This is a genomic window from Candidatus Omnitrophota bacterium (assembly GCA_028693815.1).
In the GTDB taxonomy this organism is placed as follows: domain Bacteria; phylum Omnitrophota; class Gorgyraeia; order Zapsychrales; family Aceulaceae; genus Aceula.
On record JAQUUP010000003.1, the window covers coordinates 82,243 to 102,602 of the forward strand.

Below are 20,360 nucleotides of genomic sequence, written 5' to 3' on the forward strand. Positions count from 1 at the left end.
TTTAAGGAGGAAAACAATCATGGGACGATGGTCATATTCAAGTAGATGGACGGTTGAAGAAAGCAAATCCCTCTCCGTACATTTTCTCAACAAACACCGGTATTTTAACGGCGGTATCCGATCAGGCGGATGCAACTGGAGCCGTAACGGTGAACCGAACGGAAGCATTGGCTTTACGGTTTCAACGCTTGAGGGTGATAAATATATCCGCTTTCAATACACACAAACCGACAAGCACACGAATGAAAAAACTGAACTGGATTATAAAGCGCGCCTCACATGGACACCGTGTCATTTTGGAGGACGTCGATGGTGGTTCATCTGTCCTTTGGTCGTCAATGGTGTTGCGTGCAATCGTCGTGTGGGCGTTTTGTATCTGGCAGGCGGGAAATACTTCGGATGCCGTCACTGCTACAACCTGACGTATGAAAGCTGTAAAGAAAGCCATAAATTTGATGCGATGTTTAAAAGCATGGGCGTTGATCCAAAGGTCGGCAAACAACTATTTAAGGAGGAATTTTAACATGACAACAGATAAACAAATCGAAGCGAACAAACAAAACGCGCTGGTGTCCACCGGGCCCAAGAGCATCGAAGGCAAAAACCTTGTTTCTCAAAACGCCATCAAGCACGGCATCTTTGCCAAAGATTTGATCATTTCAGACGGTGACGGGCAGGAAAACAAGCAGGAATACCGGGAGCTTTTAGACGGCCTTATTGCCAGTCTGAATCCCGCAGGACAAATGGAATGCCTGTTGGTTGAGAAGATCGCTGTGGATTTCTGGCGCCTGCGCCGTGTCCTGCGATTTGAAACAGGAAGCATCCGTAAGTTTCTGGATATGGCCGTTCATGACTATTACAATAAAAAGGACTGCTTCGGAGGAAAGATCAACAAAACCAATGAGGATATTGACGAGGAACTTGCTGAATATCGAGAATCGAACGACAAGCGCTCACAGAAAAAGATCGATGAACTGGAGAAGGCAAAGCTCAAGAACCAATACGCTGAAGATGTGATGGTCAAGACCAACAGCCTCCCCGCCGGGGATACTTATGAAAAGGTCATCAAATACGAAAAGGCGGTGCAACGATCTATCCTTCAAAACATTGCTTTACTCAAACGCATTCAGTCGATGAGATAAGATGGCTTTGTTTTGGAAAAATAAACGCGGGTCCTTCCGGGGCGGGGTTGGTCGAGGGTCGGGCGAGGCGCAGTCTGTCAGTGATTTAAAATTTCAAATGTCGTGTCATACGAATTTTCAAAAAAGGATTCTTTTTGGGACAAATGATTTAGGAACACATGCGACAAATAACTTGAACTCCATCAAAGAAAGATTATAATGTTTTATAAGGTTAAGGAGAAAAACACCATGAGCGAATATATGACGATCAAAGAAGCCGCGGAGTATCTCAAGGTCACCGGGCAGACACTCCGCAACTGGGACAAGCTGGGTAAGCTCAAACCTTACCGTCATCCGATGAACAATTACCGTCTTTATAAAAAAGCTGATTTGGACAAAATCCTTAAATCGATCAAAAAAAAATGAACACTTCCACTATCCGATATTTTCTTTACGCGCGCAAATCTTCCGAGAGTGAAGATAAGCAAGTGGCCTCTATCCCCTCGCAGATCGACGAACTTAAACGTCTGGCTGAGGACAGAAATTTAACGGTTGTTGATATTTTCACGGAAGAAAAATCTGCCAAGGCACCGGGACGTCCGGTATTCAGTCAAATGATTGAGGCAATTCATAAAGGTGACGCAAACGGCATCATCTGCTGGAAGCTCGATCGATTGGCGCGCAATCCTATTGACGGCGGGACGATCAACTGGCTTCTGCAACAGGGCATCATTCAACACATTCAAACCTTTCAGCGGGGATATTTCCCGACCGATAATGTCTTGATGATGAATCTTGAGTTCGGCATGGCCAATCAGTTTGTGCTGGATTTATCCGTCAACACCAAGCGAGGCATGAGAAAAAAAGTTGAGGACGGCTGGTTTCCTCACAAACCGCCGATCGGTTATTTATCTAATAAACATAAACTTCCTGACCTTCCCCCTATTTTCAAAGACAAAGACAGGTTCGCTATCGTCAAACAACTTTGGGAAACGATCCTTGCCAAACGATGCACGGTCAAATCCATTCACGAGCTTGCTAATGATTTAGGATTAAAAACACATTCCGGGCGCAGGATCACCGAAGGGCAATGCCATTTGATGTTTCGCAATCCGTTTTATTATGGATTTTTCAACTGGAAGGGAAATATTTACAAAGGCAATCACGAGCCGATGGTGAGCAAACAGCAATTTGATGAGGTGCAAGCGATTCTTGATGGACGGTCATTTACTTGCGCTCAAAAGCATGTGTTCGCCTTTACCGGGCTGATCCGTTGCGGGGAATGCGGAGCCGCGATCACGGCTGAGAATAAAACCAAGCATCAGAAAAACGGAAACGTCCATCATTACACATATTACCGTTGCACCAAGCGCATCAAAAAGTGTTCGCAGAAACCGCTTCGGGTTGAGGAGCTGGAAGAACAAATCGCTAATGTTTTAGGAAAAATCGAGATCCCCTCCACCTTCCATCAATGGGCGATCAGTCAATTACGCGTGGAACAGGAAGTTGAAAAAGATGATCAAAAAGAGATCACGGCCGGTTATCGTAAATCATTGGACACGTGTGTGCGGAAATTAAACGCCTTGTTTGACCTTCGCTTAACAGGTGAGGTCAACCCGGAGGAATTTAAGACGCACAAGGCTAACCTGCTTAAAGAAAAGCACAAATATGAGGAACTCATCAATGACACAAACAGTCGGGTTGAGACATGGCTGGATCGGGCGGAGAAAATGCTGGAATTTGCTGAAACCGCTAATGGTCGGTTCGAACTCGGAGATTTAAATGAAAAGCGCGAAATATTGGCGGGATTAGGCTCAAACCTCTCGCTATTCGATAAGAAACTGTCAATTCAGCTCGCCACACCGCTTGAACTGGTCTTGGAGGTCGCACCCGAAGTTCAGGCGCTTCACAAACGGTTAGAACCTCATTATCCCATTGAAAACAAAAGGGCATACGAAGAATCGTATGCCCAAATTGAAAAATGGGGTGGGCAACCGGATTTGAACCGGCGACCTTCTGAACCACAATCAGATGCTCTAACCAACTGAGCTATGCCCACCATAAATAAAAATTTAAATTATTTGGCCTTCAAGCGACATAACTTAGATATTTGAAATTTTAAGAAAATCTATCAAAATTAAGTAAACGTTATTTTACAAGATTATTACAAATTGTCTATTTTTCTTTTTTAAACATTCCGGACAAAGACACTTCTCCAATCTGAAAATCATCCATCTTTGTCTTAAAATCAAACTTCATATCAATATGAGCTCCACTTGATTGCAATGTCTCAACAAAGAAATCCTCAAATGTTTTAGAATCTTTTTTTATTTCTTTTGAAGTAAAAGCCAAATTCATCTTTCCCTTTACAGTCAAATCATTCTTTTCAGAAAGAAGATCCGCTAAAAGCCCTACCTGTCCACCCATTCCACTAATTTGAAGCTTGGCTTTCATATCTTTTTCAAGAAAATCTACCCATCCATAGCATTTAAGATCATCTTCATTAAAACGACCATCAAACCCAGTTAATTTTGCAGTAATATCAAAATTTGTTTCTAACGACTTTTTTTGCGAAAAAATAACCTGGTGAATCATTGCATCAATTTTACCGAGCGAGAACAATTCTTTTTCTTCATCCTCAGATTCGTTAAAAAATAAAAAACTTCCATTTCTTACAACAAAGCGGTCCATAACTATAATAAAATCGTTATTCTTAGAATCTTGCTCTTGAGAAGCTCCTTTTTCGCCCAAAACTTTTTTGTTTTCACCAAAAGAAGGCAAAGAAAAAGAATTCTTTGCCTTTGAATGAATTTCAATATTTGGATTAACAATTTCAACAAAAGGAAAATAAACTTGCTTTAACAAAAAATATACTGGATTAAGAGAACACGTGATCTTCTCAAACGATCCGATATCTTCAACTTTAAGATTTTTAATCTCCAATGTCAAAGGAAAAGAAACTTTGATTTCATCAAAAACAATTTTTTTATTTAATTGTTGCTCGACCTTCTGAATAACAATATCTTTGCCATTCGCACTTAAATAAAAATACCCTCCTAAAAGAAGGCCAAAAAGAATAATAAATAAAATAAAGAATATTAGTATAAGACGTTTCATAAATAATAAGAATGCGTCCCTGGCACGACTCGAACGTGCTACCCTTTGCTTAGAAGGCAAATGCTCTATCCAGATGAGCTACAGGGACATATCGTTAGATTTTATATCAAGCAAGCTAATAGATTACCTTGTGCCAAAATAGGCAATGCTAAAAATAAATAAAACTTTATAAGAACTTTATGTAAGAATAAAGAAATACCACAAATACAGTCAACTATTCTTCTTCAAGAAGTTTTTTCAAAATTCCGGCAGCATCCTGAAAGCCTTGAACATTATTCTGCTCTTGAAATAAAGCCATGCTTACCTTTACAAGCTCAACAGCTTTTTCAGGCTCTCCCTTAAGATCATAGCACCCAGCCATCAACAAATAAACATGCGGGTTTTTCTGCTCTTTTTGGAGAATTTTCTGACAAGTAATAATGGCATTATCATATGATTCTAATCTCATGTAAAGCTGAGCTAAAGCAAAATAAGCATTAACTGATTCCGGGGAAGCTTCAGCCGATTGTTCTAAAGATTGAATAGCCTCTGGAATCTTGTTTTGGGCTAAAAACGTCATCGCTTCTTGAAAAAGCTGCTCTGAAGTCTTCGGAACAACAGGTGCAGATGCCTGCTTCTCAGCTGTACATCCAAACAAAAACATTACACTCAAAATTAAAGCACATACTTTTGTCCTCATTCCAAACCCCTTTCATGTTAAATATTTACACCATTCTAGTATAATACCGAAAAACCTGCAAGCAAAAAGCAAAATTACATGATTTCTTAAATTTAAGGAGTTATTGTAAGAGAAAAATCAATATCTTTACCTCTTTTCCGCACTTCTTTTAAATATTGATTTGACTTTTCAAAATCTCCTTGGCTATGCGCAGAGATACTTAACATTCGATACGCGTCAACATAATCAGGATTATATTTAATTGACTCTAAAAAAGCACCTTCTGCTTCTTTTTGAAACCCTTGATTATAATAAAGTATTCCTAAGTTATAAAATGCTAAGCTACTGTTTGGACGAATAGATAATTCTTGCAAAAACTCCTTCTCAGCTTCTACAGGCTTTCCTTGATTCATATAAATAAGACCTAAATTATTATGTACACCCACTTCATGAGGATTTAAAAAAAGAGCTCTTTTATGTTCTTTTTCTGACAAATCCAACATTCCTGCCAAATAATATATTCCTCCTAAATTTCTGCGAGCAAGAGGCGAACTGGGTGAATCCTTAGAAGCGCTAACCCAAAAACTCAAACGATCTTTATACTTCTCACCATGATTAAACTGTATGCCAACAAATAAAAGAAAAAAAACAACTGCTGAAAACATACCCATAGCATTGCGATGTCTCCACTGCTGAGGTGGTTTTAGCGCAGCCAAAGCAATAACAAATCCGACCATAGGCAAATATATTCTATGCTCTTGAAAATCATGCGCCATAGACCAATATGACTTTAAAAATGCCATCATTAAAAAAACAAAAAACCAAAAAAGACCAAAAATAACGTATTTCCAATTCTCCTTTGAACAAAAAAACAAAAAAACACTAAAGCCAATCATACAAAAAAAACCATACAATAAGTTTGAATCAGGCAATATTGGTAAAATGGAAAGATTAAAAGGCAAGAAGATCTTACCAAAATAAAGAAATGTCATCGGAAGATTGGCAATTGATGTGTTCATCAAGGCTATCGTTGAAAACGACATCACGCTTCCGATCGCTAACTTTCTTGCAACAAACCAAGAAACGACCACAATGCTCCATCCTAAAACTTGCCACCCTATAATATTTCTCTTTATTTCTTTATTGACTAAAAAAAGATACGATAAACAAACCACCGGAAATACCACAGCAGATTCTTTGACAAAAAGCGCTAAAGCAAAAAATAAAATTTGGATAAAATAATACTTTTTATTCCCTGTCCTGATAAAACGAACAAAAAAGAAAAAGCAATCAAAATCAGCAATGTCAGCAAAGAATCATTGCGCCCAGGAATCCAATAAACAGCCTGACCTAAAACCGGATGAACAACAAACAATGTTGACAAAATAAAAGTTTTTGCTTTAGAAAAACCTAAGTCTAATAATAAAGAAAACAAAAAACATGTCGCTGCAAGATGGATGATAACATTTGTCAGATGATAAATAGTAGGATTCGTGCCAAAAAGAGAGGCTTCTAACATAAAAACAGCAGCCAAGATCGGCCGATAATACGGAGCATCAGGCTGATTGCCAAAAAAGATATCTTGACTAAACAATTTTGGAAAATTCATTGGATTCTTCATGAAATTAATATGATCAAGAATTAAAACATTGTCATCAAGATATGAAAATCCAAAAAATAAAGATTGCGCATAAATAGAAAGGCCAATAAGAGCAAGCCATGCAAAAGGATGCCAAGAATCTAAAAAAATATAATAAAAATAGGAGCGAAGCGATTGTTTCATGTTGGATAAAAATGGTCGGGGAGGAGAGATTTGAACTCTCGACCTTCTGTTCCCAAAACAGACGCGCTAACCGAGCTGCGCTACTCCCCGATTTGAATCCACCTTTTGTGTGAATTGAGAAAACAGTATATCATAACGATTAAAATCTTGCAACTATTGAAGAGTTAGGATGTTTTGCTATAATGATGCAATGCTTAAAAAGACTATCTTGCTTCTTATCCTAATATTTGCCATATTAACAACTGGGCTAGCCTACCTCAACGAAGTCCTCTTGCCAAAAAAACTCAAAAATATTCTTATTGAGAAAATTACGCAAAAAATTGGGCGCGATGTTTTAATCAGCGATCTTCATTATGTTCCGCTAAAAGGACTTGTCCTAACAAAACTTAAAATATTTGAGAAAAATCAAAAAAAAGAACCCTTTTTATCTGTTGAGGAAGCCTCAATAAGCATTTTTTATATCCCAGCCTTAATGCAAAAAAAGGCTATCATCCCTTCTCTTGTTATTACAAATCCTGTCATACGCATCACAAAAGAACGAACTCAAGAATGGAATTTTAGCGATCTTTTATCTCAAAATCAAAAAAAAAGAAATCAAACCAAGAATGAAATCACAGCTTATATTGGAGCACTTAATATCACCAACGGCATTGTTATTTTCTCAGACAAAAACTTATCCAAAGATCCTATCGAAATAATTAAAAACATCAATCTTTCGGCTCACCTTGCCCTGCCTAAAGGGTTTACTGCAAACATCAGAATCATGCCTTCTAACAAAAATTCTCTCAAACTCATTTCAAGCATTAATTACCAAATCGATTCTGGTGACTTCCTATCAACATTCAACATCGAGAATTTCTCGCTCGAAGAATTTGCACCCTACATTAAAACGTCGACCCTCAATCTAGAAAACAGTTTTATCAACATCGCTGCTTTTGATATCTCTCAAAGAAACAAAAAAATAACAGCTAAAGGTGAAATCTCTCTTAGAGAAACAAAACTATCAACAAATAACGGAATATACTTTACTTCAACGCCTACTGTCTCCATTAAGGAACTAACGATCAAAAGTGGAATATGGTCCGTATTAGGGAAACTTTATCTAAATCAAAGCATTTTAATTGCTAATAAGCAAAGTAGAGCTGAAGGAAATATTTTCTACGATTTCTTTTTAGAAGAAAAGAATGAAACAGTTCATTCTTCTGGAAACTTAAAGATTGAAAATTTTAAAGGAAATATTGAAAACAAAGCAAATTTCTCAGGATATGTTGAGGGCGCAGCTGACTTTGAACGCACAGCCGAAATTTTAACATCCAATTTAACTCTTAAATTACAAGATGCCATCCTTTCTTTTTCAGACAAAAAACATTTTTCTGGAAACCCAACACTAAAAATAAAAACTGTCTTCACCCCAAAAGAAGAAAAAGAACGCCTACAACATTCTGGATCCATCACAATGTCTCTGGCCACACTAACAAACATTCCTCATCTTGAAACAATAGAAAATATTAAAGGAACAGTCGATTTTAAAAACAACCAAATATCATCCCCTAAGCTAACTGGCCTTATCTTTAATACTCCATTTCAAATCTCAGGCCAATTAATGAATTTTCAAAAGCCAACTCTTGATATTCAAGGCACGCTATCGAATATCAATTTAAATAATTTTAAAAATATATTTAAAGAAATCTTAACCGATCCCAGTGCCGATATCAAAGGTCAATCTTCTCTTAACTTTAAATACACAGGAACAACAAAATCTATCAAAAATTCCTCTGTTGAAATCTCTGCCTCCCTAAAAGATGTCGCCATCAAGACAAAAAAGCTACCTTCTGAAATAACAGATATATCCGGGGAGGTCTCTTACGCAGTCAATAGCTTGTCTACGTTTCATTTCTTACCAGACAATGCCATCTGGAAAAACTTAAAAGGCGTATTTAAAGAACAAAAATATATACTTGATGGGTCGCTTGCCTTCAACACTCTTTTAACAAAAATTACTATCGATGGGCTTAAGGCCGATGCGCACATAAAATTGATGCCAGATCGTTTTACAATTAGCTCTCTAAAAATAAATTATAAAAACACCGACTTGCTTGTCCAAGGAGAAGCCTTTTACCCTCAAGACTCCAAATGGAATATTAATGTTGATATTAACGGAAATCTTCAGCTAGAACATCTGTCCGAATTAATTCCACCTTTTAAAGAAAAATTTAAAAAACTTGATCCAAGAGGATTATGCTCAATCAAAAGCTCTTTTGAAGGAAACCCCAAAGAATGGCTCAACTGGACATTGCTCTTAAAATTAACAAGCAACAAAGTCTTTCTTGAAAATTATGAGCTAACTTCTGTCTCGCTTAAATTTGATCAACGTGATCAATTCATCAATCAATGCCTTATCTCTGCTCTTTTTTACGAAGGTGCCCTAAAAGCTGAAGCCTCCGCAGATTTGTCGATTCATGAGATGCCTTACAAAATCGAATCAAGCATTCAAGACCTAAACCTAGAAAAACTTAAAAATGCAACACCTCTTAAAGACAAAGAAATCTCCGGAATATTACAAGCAACCTACCAAGGAAACGGACCTCTTTCCGATATCCATTTTAGCAAAGGCGAAGGTTCAATCTCTGTTGATCAAGGAGAGCTCTGGCAACTTGACCTTGTCCAAGGACTCGGAAAATTACTTTTTATTCCAGAGTACAAAAATATTGCTTTTGACAATGCGCAAAGTAATTTTGTTATTAAGAATGAAAAAGTTTTTATTCAGGACGGAATTTTAAAAGGAAATCAAATGAAACTTAATTGCAATGGAGATATTTCTTTTAACGGAGACCTCGATCTAGATGTCGTTTCAAAATTTGAACAAAACGCCATAAAGAACTCTCAATCGTTTAAGAAAACAATAGCCGCTATTCTAACTCAAGCCAACACTTTTTTAACCGTTAAAATCACAGGAACATTGAGAGACCCTAAATACTACATTGTTCCTTCTCCAAGCGGAATAATCAAAAAAACCAAAGATCTTATTCTGGATGGGATTCCAAATATTTTTTAATAATAAATTTGAATTTTTTCAGTGCACGCGCACGATGACTGATTTTTGATTTGATGCAAGGATCTAGCTCTCCAAAAGTTTTACGATATCGAGAAATCAAAAAAAGAGGATCATACCCAAAACCATTTCTTCCTTTTGATCGCAAAGAAATAATCCCGCTACAACTTCCAGAGACAACACCAACAATACCATTTTGATCTGTCAAAGCAACGCAACAGCGATATCGCGCTTGCCTTTCTTTCAAAGGAACTTTGTTTAAAGATCTTAGCAGCTTTAGATTGTTCTTTTTATCTGTAGCATTCGCTCCCGAAAAACGAGCAGAAAAAACACCAGGGCAATTATTTAACGCCTTTACCTCTAGCCCAGAGTCTTCTCCCATCACAAGCTTCTTTGTATAAATAGATATCGTAGATGCTTTCTTTAAAGCGTTTTGAGAAAATGTTTTGCCGTCTTCCTCAATTTTAGGCATATTTTTATAATCTTTTAATGAAGTAATTCTTAAAGGAAGATCAGATAAAAGTTCTTTTAATTCTTTTAGTTTCTTTTGATTATTTGTTGCAATTAAAAGCTCTCTCATCTTTTTAGCTATCTAACACATTCTTTTGAATATCAAACAATTCTTCGATCCCTTTTTTGGCTAAAACAATCGCTTGATCCATCTGTTCTTTTGAAAAAGGCAATCCTTCCGCAGTCCCTTGCACTTCGATAAAGTCGCCACATCCGCGCATAACAACATTCATGTCCATATCAGCTTTTGAATCTTCTAAAAAATCCAAATCTAGCAAAAGCTCACCGCTAAAAACGCCAACACTTACAGCCGCGACATAATCTTTTATAGGAAGCTCCACTAATTTAATATCTTTTTTAAATTTCTTTAAGACATCCACAAGCGCAACATATGCACCGGTAATCGAGGCAGTCCTTGTTCCGCCATCAGCCTGGATAACATCGCAATCAATTTTAATAGTTCGCTCACCTAAACGAACAAAATCAACAACGCTTCTTAAAGACCTCCCAATCAACCTCTGAATTTCATGTGTTCGCCCAGATATCTTATTGCGCACAATACGAGAGGAGCAAGAACATGGTAACATGCCATATTCTGCCGTAAGCCATCCTGTTCCTGAATTTCTTAAGAAAATCGGCACATTGTCTTCAATGGTCGCCGTACAAATAACATGCGTATCGCCAAACTTTATCAAACAAGAACTTTGTGCATTCTTTAAATAATTTCGCGTGATTTCAATCTCTCTTAATTGATCCAATTTTCTACCATCTTTTCTTGGCATGACTAAATCCTTTCTGTTAGCTTTGCGGGTATTCTGTTGTAACCGTCGTTTGAATGCCTCCGCGTGTACCCATCACAACTTCAACTTTAATCCAGCGTGGCTGACATGCCTTAACAATATCATCAAGAATTTTATTTGCTAAATGTTCATGAAAAATACCGACATTGCGATAAAAAATAAGATAATATTTAAACGACTTAAGCTCAACACATGTTTTATCCGGTTTATAATAAATATTAATTGTCGCAAAATCTGGAAGCCCTGTCTTAGGACAAATGCAGGTAAACTCGCTTGTCGAAAGATCAACAGTATAATCTCGATCTTGATACTTATTTTTCCAAACATCTATCTTCGGAACCTTCAGGTCCCGAATATGCTCTTGGAGCCCTTTGTATGTCTTTTTTACCATTTTTCACCGTACCCCTATTATTTTATGCACTTGAGGAATAACGCGAACATCCCTCAAATATTTTAAACACAATCTTTGAAATTTCTGGCATTGATCAACAACGCCGGCTTCCATCTCGAATGTATTCGGCTGCAGAATAAATACTATATCACGATTCACTTTAGATGCAAGTTTTGCAGCAAAACACACGTCATCTTCTGTTGTATCAAGCGAAATAACGCATTTGACAAAAACATCTTTCTTTGTAGCAATGTTTAAAAATGACTCATGCTCTTTCCAGAATGCTTTTTGTCCTGTTGAGCTTGGAAGCTTAAAATCCATAGAAACAATATCGATATAATCAATCACTTCCTCTAAAGATGAAAACAAAATACCGTTCGTTTCGAGGTAAGTGGAAAACCCGTTCTGCCTCAAAAGAGGTAGAAATTCTTTTAAGAAATCTTTTTGAAGCAAAGGCTCTCCACCTGTCAAGCTAACAGAGTGAACGCCTTGAGCTTCTTTCAAAACAGCCCTTATAAGGTCCTGACTCAAATACTCTTTAAAAGCGCTTTTTCCCTCTTGCTCCAGACTCGTTTGAGTATCACACCAACAACATTTTATATTACATCCATAAAAACGAATAAATACTTGAGGTATTCCTAAGTATTTACCTTCTCCTTGAATCGATCGAAAAATTTCTGAAATTTTGGATTTCATTTAAGGGCTGGATCTTTATACTTAATCATATCAAAACCTTTTTGCCGAAGCAAACAACTATCACATGCGCCGCAAGGCTTAAGCCCACCCTTATAACAAGACCACGTTAAATGATACGGTACTTTTAGATTAAGTCCTATTTTAATAATTTGGGATTTTGTTTTAGAAATAAGCGGAGCATAAATTCTGATTTTCTTTTTACTCACTCCTGCTTTAGTTCCTACGTCTAAAGCTTTCTGAAAACTAGAAATAAAGCTTGGTCGACAATCCGGATACCCAGAATAATCAATCGCGTTAACGCCTATAAAAATTGCACAAGCACCAATGCTTTCAGCAAACGATGAAGCAAAACTCAAAAAGATGATATTGCGAGAAGGAACATACGTTGACGGGATGCTACTCTCCATTTGTACGAAAGAACGTTTTTTAGGAATTTCTTTCTTTTCATCTAAAAGCGCAGAGCCTTTCCAGGGAAAAGAAATCTTAATAACCTTATAAGAACACTGAGCAGCTTTTGCAATCTTTTTTGCTTGCAGAATTTCTTTTGCATGTTTTTGGCCGTAATCAAAAATAAGGCCATAAGGCGCAAACCCCTTACTCTTGGTGATATAAAGGGCCGTTGCCGAATCAAGGCCGCCAGACAATAAAACAACTGCCTTTTTCTTTTCTTTACTCATAATAAGTCGCGCTTGCGTTCTCAGACTCCCAAACAGTAACGCACTTAATTTTTACAGAAGGAAGTTTTTTAAGTATTTGTTGAAAAATATATTTTGAAATATTTTCAGAAGTTGGATTGAGCTCCTTAAAGTCTGCCAGATCGTTAAGATGCGTATGATCAAGAGCATCAACAACTTCTTTTAATCCTTTCTTAATTTCTGTAAAATCGATGAGCATCCCGGTCTTGTTTAATTGTTCTCCAATAAAAACAACCTCAACCTTCCATGTGTGCCCATGCAAGTTCTTACATTTTCCTTGATAATCTCTCAGAGAATGAGAAGAAGCAAAATCTGACTTAACAGTTAGCTCATACATAAAAATTAAACCTTTCTAATGTTTTTGATATCATATCCTAAAAATCGCTTTGCAAGACTTCTAAAATGCTGTGGCTTGTCACTGACAAAAAAACGATGGTTCCCCTTGATCAACGAGCGATTCGCTAGATTCATTTTTTCTAAAGCCTCTGCAACTTCTTCAGCGACTTCTTTTGCTGAATCAACAAGAAAAACTTTTTTTCCCATAATAGAACCAATAATTTCTTTAAGCAAAGGATAATGTGTGCATCCCAAAATAAGCGTATCGATTTTTGATTGAATCATAGTGGAAAGATATTTCTTGGCAATGTCCCGTGTGATCCTGTCCGAAAACCATCCCTCTTCAACTAAAGGGACAAAAAGAGGGCAAGCCTGCGAACTAACGATTGCTTTTTTAAGAATCTTTTTTATCATTCGGACATATTTCTGACTCTGAATTGTGGCAGATGTTGCAATAACGCCAATTCTTCTATTTTTTGTAGTTTCGCATGCTTTTTTTGCTCCAGGCTCAATAACGCCGATAATCGGTAAAGAAAATTCCTTTCTCAATGTCGGTAACGCAAGGCTGGAAGAAGAGTTGCAAGCAACAACAATCATTTTAACCTTATGCTTTAGGAGAAAGTGAACATTTTCTTTAGAAAAACGAATAATCGCTTCGAGCGATTTTGTTCCATACGGAACACGAGCTGTATCTCCGAAATAAACAATGTGCTCATTAGGAAGCTGCTTGATAAGCTCTTTGACAACGGTGAGACCTCCAAGCCCTGAATCAAACACTCCAATCGCATATTTTCTTTTATTTATAATTTTCATTGTTTATACTGCATCAAGCCGTCAGCTAAACTTTCAGCAATCTGCTGACGATAGGAACTATTTTTTAATTTTTGTTCTTCTTTCTGATTCGATAAAAATCCAACCTCAACTAAAATAGCAGGAATCAAAGTGTTCTTTAAAACATAAAAATTAGCTGTTTTGCCCCCGCGGTCTCTTGTCGTAATCCTTTCAGCAGTGTATCGCGACAAATGCCTTGCAATATCACCCGATGATTGCTGCTTATATGCATACAACATGTCCAATAAAACCTTCTTTACATTGTCATCACTTTGCTCCATTTTATATTTCTGAAACATTTTTTTATGTTTCTCAACACAACATATTTCTTTCTTATCTTCTTGCCCTAAAAATCCTAAATAATACGTCTCTAAACCCTCTACTCCAGAATTACTGGCAATATTAGCATGGATACTCATAAATAAATCTGCGTTCTCTGAACGCGCAACTTCGACTCTCTGCTCTAAAGACAAAAATTCATCTGTGTCTCTTGTTTGAAGAACGATTGCTCCTCTTTTTTTCAAAGCATCTGAAAGCCGATTAGCAATATCAAGAACAATATCTTTTTCTTGGGTTCCTGTTAGAGTAATCGCACCCGGATCCTTACCTCCATGGCCAGCATCAATAATAATTTTCTGAAATGCTTTGGCCGAAGGTCCTGCTTTTTTAGAAAGCAAAATCATAACTTGTTGCTCAAAATCAAAAGGGACATAAACAATTCCTTTCGAAATATTGATTGGCCTGCTTAAATAAACATCCTTCCCGTCAACAACGACGGTGCTACTTCCAATTAAGCCTCGAGCCTCAAATCCTTTTCTCTTTAACTTAATAAGCTGAGTAACGCTGTCCATCGTACAGCTAAACCCGTAACGCGCGCAAAGATCCTTTAAAACAAGATCTTTTTTTTCCAATCTTTGAAATGGCGTTGCTGCACAACCTGAAAGAAAAATCAAACAAATTGCTGTTAAGAATAATCGAATCACCATAATTTACTTTCCAAAAATATCCTCTTCAGACAAAACATCTCCAGTAATAATTCTCGGCGTCAAAAAGATAACGATCTCTGTTTTTTCTATTTCCTTGCTTTCATTTCGGAAAATAGGCCCCAAGAAAGGGATGTCCCCTAAAAGAGGTACCTTGTTAACTGTTCGAATATCTTGCTCCTTAATTAACCCACCAATAATAATAGTAACACCATCTTTGACCATGACAGTTGTTTCTGCCTCAGACGTTTCAACAGTTGGTATTTTATTATTTGTACTTGTTGTCACATATCCTGTCAGAGAACTGACCTCAGGCTTGATTTTCATCGTAACATAACCATCGCCGTGAATCGTTGGTGTTACAAAAAGCTTAACGCCAACTTCAATAAAATTAACAGTTTCTGATGTTGTTGTCGGTCCAGAAGCGGTTGTTACAGTTTCGCTTGTTACATAAGGCTCACTCGCGCCAACCAAGATTTTAGCTTCTTCATTATTTATAACTGCAATTCTCGGACTCGAAAGAATATTGGTCTTCCCAATCGTTTCAAGCGCCTCAATCAAAACACTATAATCATCATTGGCAATTGTACCTATGCTGAGTCTTCCCCCTTTATCTGCGCTTGTCAAGCTACTAAACGTACTCTTGAAATCCAAAGTATGAAAATCTGAAACAACAGCCTCCCAATCAATCCCCATCTTATAATCATTGCTTAAAGTAATTTGAAGGATCTTCGCTTCAATTAAAACTTCAGGGTGTTTTTCGTCAAACGCTTTAATCATTGATATAATCTCATCGATTTTTTCTTTCGTTTCCGTAACAAAAATTTTATTCGATCGCTCATCAAATTCAAGCTTACCAACATTTTTTGTTAGCAAATTCTGAATTTTACCAGCCACTTCATCGGCCTTGGAATAACGCAATGAAAAAACTCTCGTTGACAAAGGAATATCTGCGCGCTGAATAACCTCTCTCATCAAAGAAATCTTTTCAGGCCTATCTGTAATAATCAACGTATTTGATTTGCTATCAAATGTGACCAAGCCAATCTGGCTTTTCATTTGAGTTAAAACAGGTACGATCTCCTCTGCCTTAACGTACTCAAGTTGAATTAATTTTGTTTCAGTCTCCTGGCCAAACTTATATCCGTATATTTGCTGGAAATCCTGTGCCGTTAAAACTTTAACAATCCCATCTTCCTCAACATAAGCCAGATCATTCGAATCAAGAATAATCTGAAGCGCATCTCGAACGTTCACATCTTTTAAATAAATCGTCACTTTGCCTCGAACATTCTTTCCGGCAACAATATTAAGTCCACTTTTCTTGGAAATCAATTTTAAAACATCCACAATATCCATATCTTTTAGCTCAAGAGCATCTAGCATAACGCTTTCAGAAGCGCGCCTATTCGACCTAGATACTTGATTAATCTCATTAACATTTCGCGCCGAAAAAACTTCTCCAGAATACGCTCTCGGTTTAGGATCTTCTATCTGAACCTGCTCAAAAAAATCAAGAGCATCGTCAATTGTCGATCTGGATCCGCTCTTTTGCGCATAGCCCATGGAGCCTGCAATAAAAAAAACAAAAATAACTAAATAAAATATTATAAAACTTCTTTTTATGTTCATTTTATCTCCTTTAAAAAAATAAAAATATTTTACTGAAACAACTCTGTTTGAGATCCCTTATAATTTAAAATAACTTTGCCTTCTTTTATAGACTCAACTCGTCCTTCTAAGATTTCGTCTCCTTGATGAAGAAAAAATATTTGATTAGATTTTATATCTTCTATAATAACCTCTGGAATATCCCCTAAAACAATACCAACCAAACGAAGACTTTTCGATAAATCAATATTTTCAATAACTTTGTTCTCCACTTCTTCTTCTGGTTCTGGCCTAGAAAAGACATCGCGTGCTTCTATTTGCTTTGCATAATATTCATATGGCTTACTTTTCTTCTCTTTTAAATCAATGACTTCATTAATTTCTGTAGGATCTTCGCTAATGACAAAATCGTCTGCTTTATTTTGCGAAGAAACAAAAGTATACAATAAATATCCTGCCAAAACTAAAATAATCAAAATCATCAGCTGATTCAATATTCGAAAAACCCGATCAAACCCACTAGAAACAGCCTTCTCTCGAACATCCTCAACTTCAGGATTCTTTGAAGATACTGGCTTATCTTTTTTCCTAATAATACTTAAAAGCTTTTCTTCTGGCGAACCATCTCTATTCATCTGTACCCCAGCGACTTTCCTCTTCAGCTAAAGAATCAATTAGCTCTCCGGTGACAACTTCTCTCCCATCCATGACAAGCCTCTCTAAAGCATTGTGACAATACAAAGTAATTTTTCTTGGATATCCTTGACTCAACGCATAAATCTTTTTAATAGCCTCATAACTAAAAATATCTCGATGACCACTAAAACCAGCTTTTTTAAGTCTAAAATAAATCATCTGTGCAGTCTCATTCTCATCCAAAGGATTGATAATATAACGCAAGCTTACACGATCCATAAAATTATTAATCTTCTTAATTCTCGGCAAAAGCTCCATCTGCCCTAAAATAACCAGCTGAAGCAACTTAAACTCATTTGTCTCATAATTTAAAAGCGTTCGTAATATCTCAATAAAAGGTAGTGATAATTTCTGACCTTCATCAATTAAAAGAATAATTATTTTTCCTTCTTCAACGCCTTTCTGAAATAAATACTTCTCAATCGCCTCCCGATGGTCCATCGCAGAACGCAAAAAAGGACTCACTCCAAACATTTTTGTCAAATGAGCCAAAAACTGATATTCACTTTTAAAATCTGGATCAAGAATCATATGAAAAATAAAATTATTTTCTTCTCCAGCGAACGATTGTAACAACGCTCTAGACAAGGTTGTCTTTCCTGCACCAACATCACCTAAAATAAGACTCAAACCCCTTCGAAGACGAATAGCGATTTCCAAGCGTTTTAACGCAGTTGTATGCTCTCTTGAATGATAAAAAAAGTCCGGATCAGGACTTGTTGAAAAAGGTTCATTGCGGATATCTAAAACTTCATAATAGCTCATAGTTGTTTCTTCAACCTTATTTTAATTTCTTTTAAAGACAACCCTTGGCTCCGCATAACACGAATTTTCTTAAGATGCGTAACAGATTTATCATCAAAATATCTAAAATGTGTACTTGGGCTACGACCAATTTCTTCTAAAAGCCCAATGCCCAAATAATATTTCAATGTATGCGTTGAATAACCTGTTGAAACAGCCAAATCTTTCAATAAATATATATTTTTCATATACTTAAGTATTACTCCCTACTCGGATAGTCATACTCTCAAAATAACAAAACCTATGTATTTTGTCAATAATAAAGCGGATTTTCTTACGAAGTGCTCCTATTTGGAAGGATCCAGCAAAATACGACTAGCAACAATTTCGCATCGGATATCTTGCGAGCGAATAGAACGTTTTTCTAAGCGCACCTCTTCAATCTGAAAATGATGCGGCTTTTGTTCAAGAAAATACAAAAATTTCATAATTAAATTCATCGTTCCTTCGGTCTGAACAGTCAGCGAGAAATTCTTAAAGAAACTTTCCTCTCGAATCCTCTGAGGCTTCATATCTATAATCTTAATGTCTGCTTCTTTAGCAACTGCTTCAATTTCAGAAGAAATTCGGCTCATCTCTTGCTGATCAGAAAGCTTCTGTGCAAAAGCCTCTAAATACTGATCATACGCTATCTTAACAACTCCCTCTTCTTTCAAAATATTTAAATTCTTTTTAATCTTTTTCTTTATCACGCTAATCTTTTTTTCAAAAAGGTCTTCTTGTGACTTAATCGGCTTGTAAACAAACTGAAAACCAATGTAAATTAAGAAAACTAAAATACATAAAATAAAAATCTGGCTTTCTCGTTTTGATAAACGTTTGACTATCATTGTTTTTCCTGTAAGAAGTCTTGATCAATCTTGCACGTTATTTTAAAATCAGTAATTTCCCCTTCAAAAACTCTTCGCTGAGTCGCATATTGCAAATTGACATCTTTAAAAGAAGGCGCACCAATTAAATTCTTTTGGAATTCATTAACATCCGCTCTTTCTTCAGAAATCCCTTGGATTATCAAATTGTCGCTATCGTCAACATTCAAACTACGATATGAAATATTTTCTGGCGTTAGTCGATAAAGTTCGTGAACAACATCAACCATCGAGGGAACAGAAACAAGATAATTTTCAATATCCACAATGCGACTCTTTTTTATTTGAACATCTTCAACGCGGGGCTTAAGCTTAAGATTTTGCTCCTCTAGTTTTTTAAGAATACTCTTTTCTTGACTCAAATTAAAATAAAAAGTAGCTGCAGCTAAACACCCGGCTACAAAAACAAGCCCTATAAGCTGTATCCACATAACCTGCTGCGCTTTCATTTCTCTTATCGCATTTACATTCTTAGGCAAAAGATCAAATGGTTTTTGCGGTCCACGAAAAACAGCCCCTAAGCTACTAGAAGAAGAGAAATAATCTCCTTCTGAAAGAATTGGAATAAGGCAATCTTTGGTTTTCGGGAAAACACGATAAAGATCAATAATCTCAACCGGGATTCTTATCTCTTCAAAAACTTTTTCTTTTAAAAAAACGCTCTCATGAAGGGATGAAATCAAAACAATACGGTTTGGTAACAAACCCAGGTTTTCTTTTCGATAAGATTCAAGTGTCAGCGAAACTTCTCTAACAAAATCATCTTGATAGTCGCCCCCTAGATCTCGAGCCCCAAATCGGACATTCCGTGAAAGCAAAAGCTTTCCCTCTGAACAAAAACAAATTTCGCTATCTGAGGTATCCACATTGACAACCATCGAAGAAGAGAGGTCTTCTTTTCTAATAGCTTTTTGCCAATGATAAAATCCATTAACAATGCTACTAGAACTTAGTGTCAAACTATTTAATGTTATCTGACATTTCTTAAAAATATCTAAATATTTTTGTGCCACTTCTTTATGGACAATTGCTACCAAAACTTTACTATACCCGTTAGATTCTTTCGCTATTGAAGAATAATCAAAAACAATATCCTCTTTTGCATACGGCGTCTTATTCCCAATTTGCAAAGAAACCATCTTGCCCAACTCTTGTTCGGAATGAGAAGGCAGAGAAAAATATCGAATCATCGCCTGACTTCTGGGAATAACACCAATAATATGGCTTTCCTTTACCTTATCATCAACCATCGAGGACAGAAGGCCAGCGATGCCGTCAAAAGAAGGATCAGTAATTTTTTTTGCTTGATGACGAACAAGCCGTATCCGTCCTCTTTTTCTTAGAACCTGCAATAACTTTACATGTGATTCACTAATTTCAATAGTTGTAATTACTGATTTTGTCATA

The 20,360-nt window shown here is 36.6% G+C and carries 22 protein-coding genes and 3 tRNA genes; 4 read left to right on the forward strand and 21 right to left on the reverse strand.

Annotation, left to right across the window (positions count from 1 at the left end):
- Positions 1-19: 19 nt before the first annotated feature.
- From PHY73_01780 to PHY73_01790, 3 genes are all read left to right on the forward strand, one after another.
- Complete coding sequence (locus PHY73_01780) at positions 20-523, forward strand: hypothetical protein (GenBank protein ID MDD3374439.1); 504 nt, start codon at positions 20-22, stop codon at positions 521-523.
- A 1-nt stretch (position 524) separates the two neighbouring features.
- Positions 525-1,142: a hypothetical protein gene (locus tag PHY73_01785; GenBank protein ID MDD3374440.1), complete on the forward strand. Its 618-nt coding sequence runs from the start codon at positions 525-527 to the stop codon at positions 1,140-1,142.
- A gap of 228 nt (positions 1,143-1,370) precedes the next feature.
- A complete protein-coding gene (locus PHY73_01790; GenBank protein ID MDD3374441.1) occupies positions 1,371-1,547 on the forward strand; it encodes a MerR family transcriptional regulator in 177 nt (58 codons plus the stop codon).
- Positions 1,548-3,103: 1,556 nt separating this feature from the next.
- Here PHY73_01790 and PHY73_01795 read toward each other — a convergent pair.
- The 7 genes from PHY73_01795 to PHY73_01825 all read right to left on the reverse strand — a co-directional run bounded on the left by PHY73_01795 (position 3,104) and on the right by PHY73_01825 (position 6,769).
- A tRNA-His gene (locus PHY73_01795) sits at positions 3,104-3,180 on the reverse strand.
- A gap of 116 nt (positions 3,181-3,296) precedes the next feature.
- Positions 3,297-4,238, reverse strand: coding sequence for an AsmA family protein (locus tag PHY73_01800; GenBank protein MDD3374442.1), 942 nt, complete (start codon positions 4,236-4,238; stop codon positions 3,297-3,299).
- 14 nt (positions 4,239-4,252) lie between these two features.
- Positions 4,253-4,326 (reverse strand) — tRNA-Arg (locus PHY73_01805).
- Between the two features lie 126 nt (positions 4,327-4,452).
- The gene (locus PHY73_01810) at positions 4,453-4,917 is read right to left on the reverse strand and encodes a tetratricopeptide repeat protein (GenBank protein MDD3374443.1); all 465 of its coding nucleotides are present in this window, start codon (positions 4,915-4,917) and stop codon (positions 4,453-4,455) included.
- A 92-nt stretch (positions 4,918-5,009) separates the two neighbouring features.
- On the reverse strand, positions 5,010-6,083 hold the full coding sequence (locus PHY73_01815; GenBank protein ID MDD3374444.1) for a tetratricopeptide repeat protein: 1,074 nt from the start codon (positions 6,081-6,083) through the stop codon (positions 5,010-5,012).
- 23 nt (positions 6,084-6,106) lie between these two features.
- Entirely contained in the window at positions 6,107-6,679 is a 573-nt protein-coding gene (locus tag PHY73_01820; protein MDD3374445.1) for a hypothetical protein, read from the reverse strand.
- A gap of 12 nt (positions 6,680-6,691) precedes the next feature.
- Positions 6,692-6,769: transfer RNA gene (locus tag PHY73_01825), tRNA-Pro, on the reverse strand.
- Between the two features lie 79 nt (positions 6,770-6,848).
- Between PHY73_01825 and PHY73_01830 the strand changes: the two genes are divergently transcribed.
- Complete coding sequence (locus PHY73_01830; GenBank protein ID MDD3374446.1) at positions 6,849-9,734, forward strand: AsmA-like C-terminal region-containing protein; 2,886 nt, start codon at positions 6,849-6,851, stop codon at positions 9,732-9,734.
- On the opposite strand, the gene rdgB is transcribed toward PHY73_01830, so the two are convergent.
- The 14 genes from rdgB to PHY73_01900 form a co-directional block, all read right to left on the reverse strand.
- Complete coding sequence (rdgB, locus tag PHY73_01835) at positions 9,703-10,311, reverse strand: RdgB/HAM1 family non-canonical purine NTP pyrophosphatase (protein MDD3374447.1); 609 nt, start codon at positions 10,309-10,311, stop codon at positions 9,703-9,705. The two genes, PHY73_01830 and rdgB, sit on opposite strands and share 32 nt — an antisense overlap.
- A 4-nt stretch (positions 10,312-10,315) precedes the next feature.
- On the reverse strand, positions 10,316-11,023 hold the full coding sequence (rph, locus tag PHY73_01840) for a ribonuclease PH (GenBank protein MDD3374448.1): 708 nt from the start codon (positions 11,021-11,023) through the stop codon (positions 10,316-10,318).
- Positions 11,024-11,039: 16 nt separating this feature from the next.
- Positions 11,040-11,432, reverse strand: a complete 393-nt coding sequence (gene queF / locus PHY73_01845) for a preQ(1) synthase (protein ID MDD3374449.1) — start codon at positions 11,430-11,432, stop codon at positions 11,040-11,042.
- 3 nt (positions 11,433-11,435) lie between these two features.
- Complete coding sequence (locus PHY73_01850) at positions 11,436-12,128, reverse strand: 7-carboxy-7-deazaguanine synthase QueE (protein MDD3374450.1); 693 nt, start codon at positions 12,126-12,128, stop codon at positions 11,436-11,438.
- A complete protein-coding gene (gene queC, locus PHY73_01855; protein MDD3374451.1) occupies positions 12,125-12,805 on the reverse strand; it encodes a 7-cyano-7-deazaguanine synthase QueC in 681 nt (226 codons plus the stop codon). Before queC ends, PHY73_01850 begins: the two co-directional genes overlap by 4 nt.
- A complete protein-coding gene (gene queD / locus PHY73_01860) occupies positions 12,798-13,160 on the reverse strand; it encodes a 6-carboxytetrahydropterin synthase QueD (GenBank protein MDD3374452.1) in 363 nt (120 codons plus the stop codon). Before queD ends, queC begins: the two co-directional genes overlap by 8 nt.
- 5 nt (positions 13,161-13,165) lie before the next feature.
- Positions 13,166-13,972 carry a glutamate racemase gene (gene murI, locus PHY73_01865; protein ID MDD3374453.1) on the reverse strand — a complete coding sequence of 269 codons (807 nt, stop codon included), beginning with the start codon at positions 13,970-13,972 and terminating at the stop codon, positions 13,166-13,168.
- Positions 13,969-14,976 carry an N-acetylmuramoyl-L-alanine amidase gene (locus PHY73_01870; protein ID MDD3374454.1) on the reverse strand — a complete coding sequence of 336 codons (1,008 nt, stop codon included), beginning with the start codon at positions 14,974-14,976 and terminating at the stop codon, positions 13,969-13,971. Before PHY73_01870 ends, murI begins: the two co-directional genes overlap by 4 nt.
- A gap of 3 nt (positions 14,977-14,979) precedes the next feature.
- Positions 14,980-16,605: a secretin N-terminal domain-containing protein gene (locus PHY73_01875; protein MDD3374455.1), complete on the reverse strand. Its 1,626-nt coding sequence runs from the start codon at positions 16,603-16,605 to the stop codon at positions 14,980-14,982.
- Positions 16,606-16,634: 29 nt separating this feature from the next.
- Positions 16,635-17,219, reverse strand: a complete 585-nt coding sequence (locus tag PHY73_01880) for a hypothetical protein (GenBank protein ID MDD3374456.1) — start codon at positions 17,217-17,219, stop codon at positions 16,635-16,637.
- Complete coding sequence (locus tag PHY73_01885) at positions 17,212-18,045, reverse strand: AAA family ATPase (GenBank protein ID MDD3374457.1); 834 nt, start codon at positions 18,043-18,045, stop codon at positions 17,212-17,214. Before PHY73_01885 ends, PHY73_01880 begins: the two co-directional genes overlap by 8 nt.
- The gene (locus tag PHY73_01890; GenBank protein ID MDD3374458.1) at positions 18,042-18,272 is read right to left on the reverse strand and encodes a MerR family transcriptional regulator; all 231 of its coding nucleotides are present in this window, start codon (positions 18,270-18,272) and stop codon (positions 18,042-18,044) included. Before PHY73_01890 ends, PHY73_01885 begins: the two co-directional genes overlap by 4 nt.
- A 99-nt stretch (positions 18,273-18,371) precedes the next feature.
- Entirely contained in the window at positions 18,372-18,914 is a 543-nt protein-coding gene (gene pilO / locus PHY73_01895) for a type 4a pilus biogenesis protein PilO (GenBank protein MDD3374459.1), read from the reverse strand.
- On the reverse strand, positions 18,911-20,359 hold the full coding sequence (locus PHY73_01900) for a PilN domain-containing protein (protein ID MDD3374460.1): 1,449 nt from the start codon (positions 20,357-20,359) through the stop codon (positions 18,911-18,913). The genes pilO and PHY73_01900 overlap by 4 nt, the downstream gene beginning before the upstream one ends.
- Position 20,360: the final 1 nt, after the last annotated feature.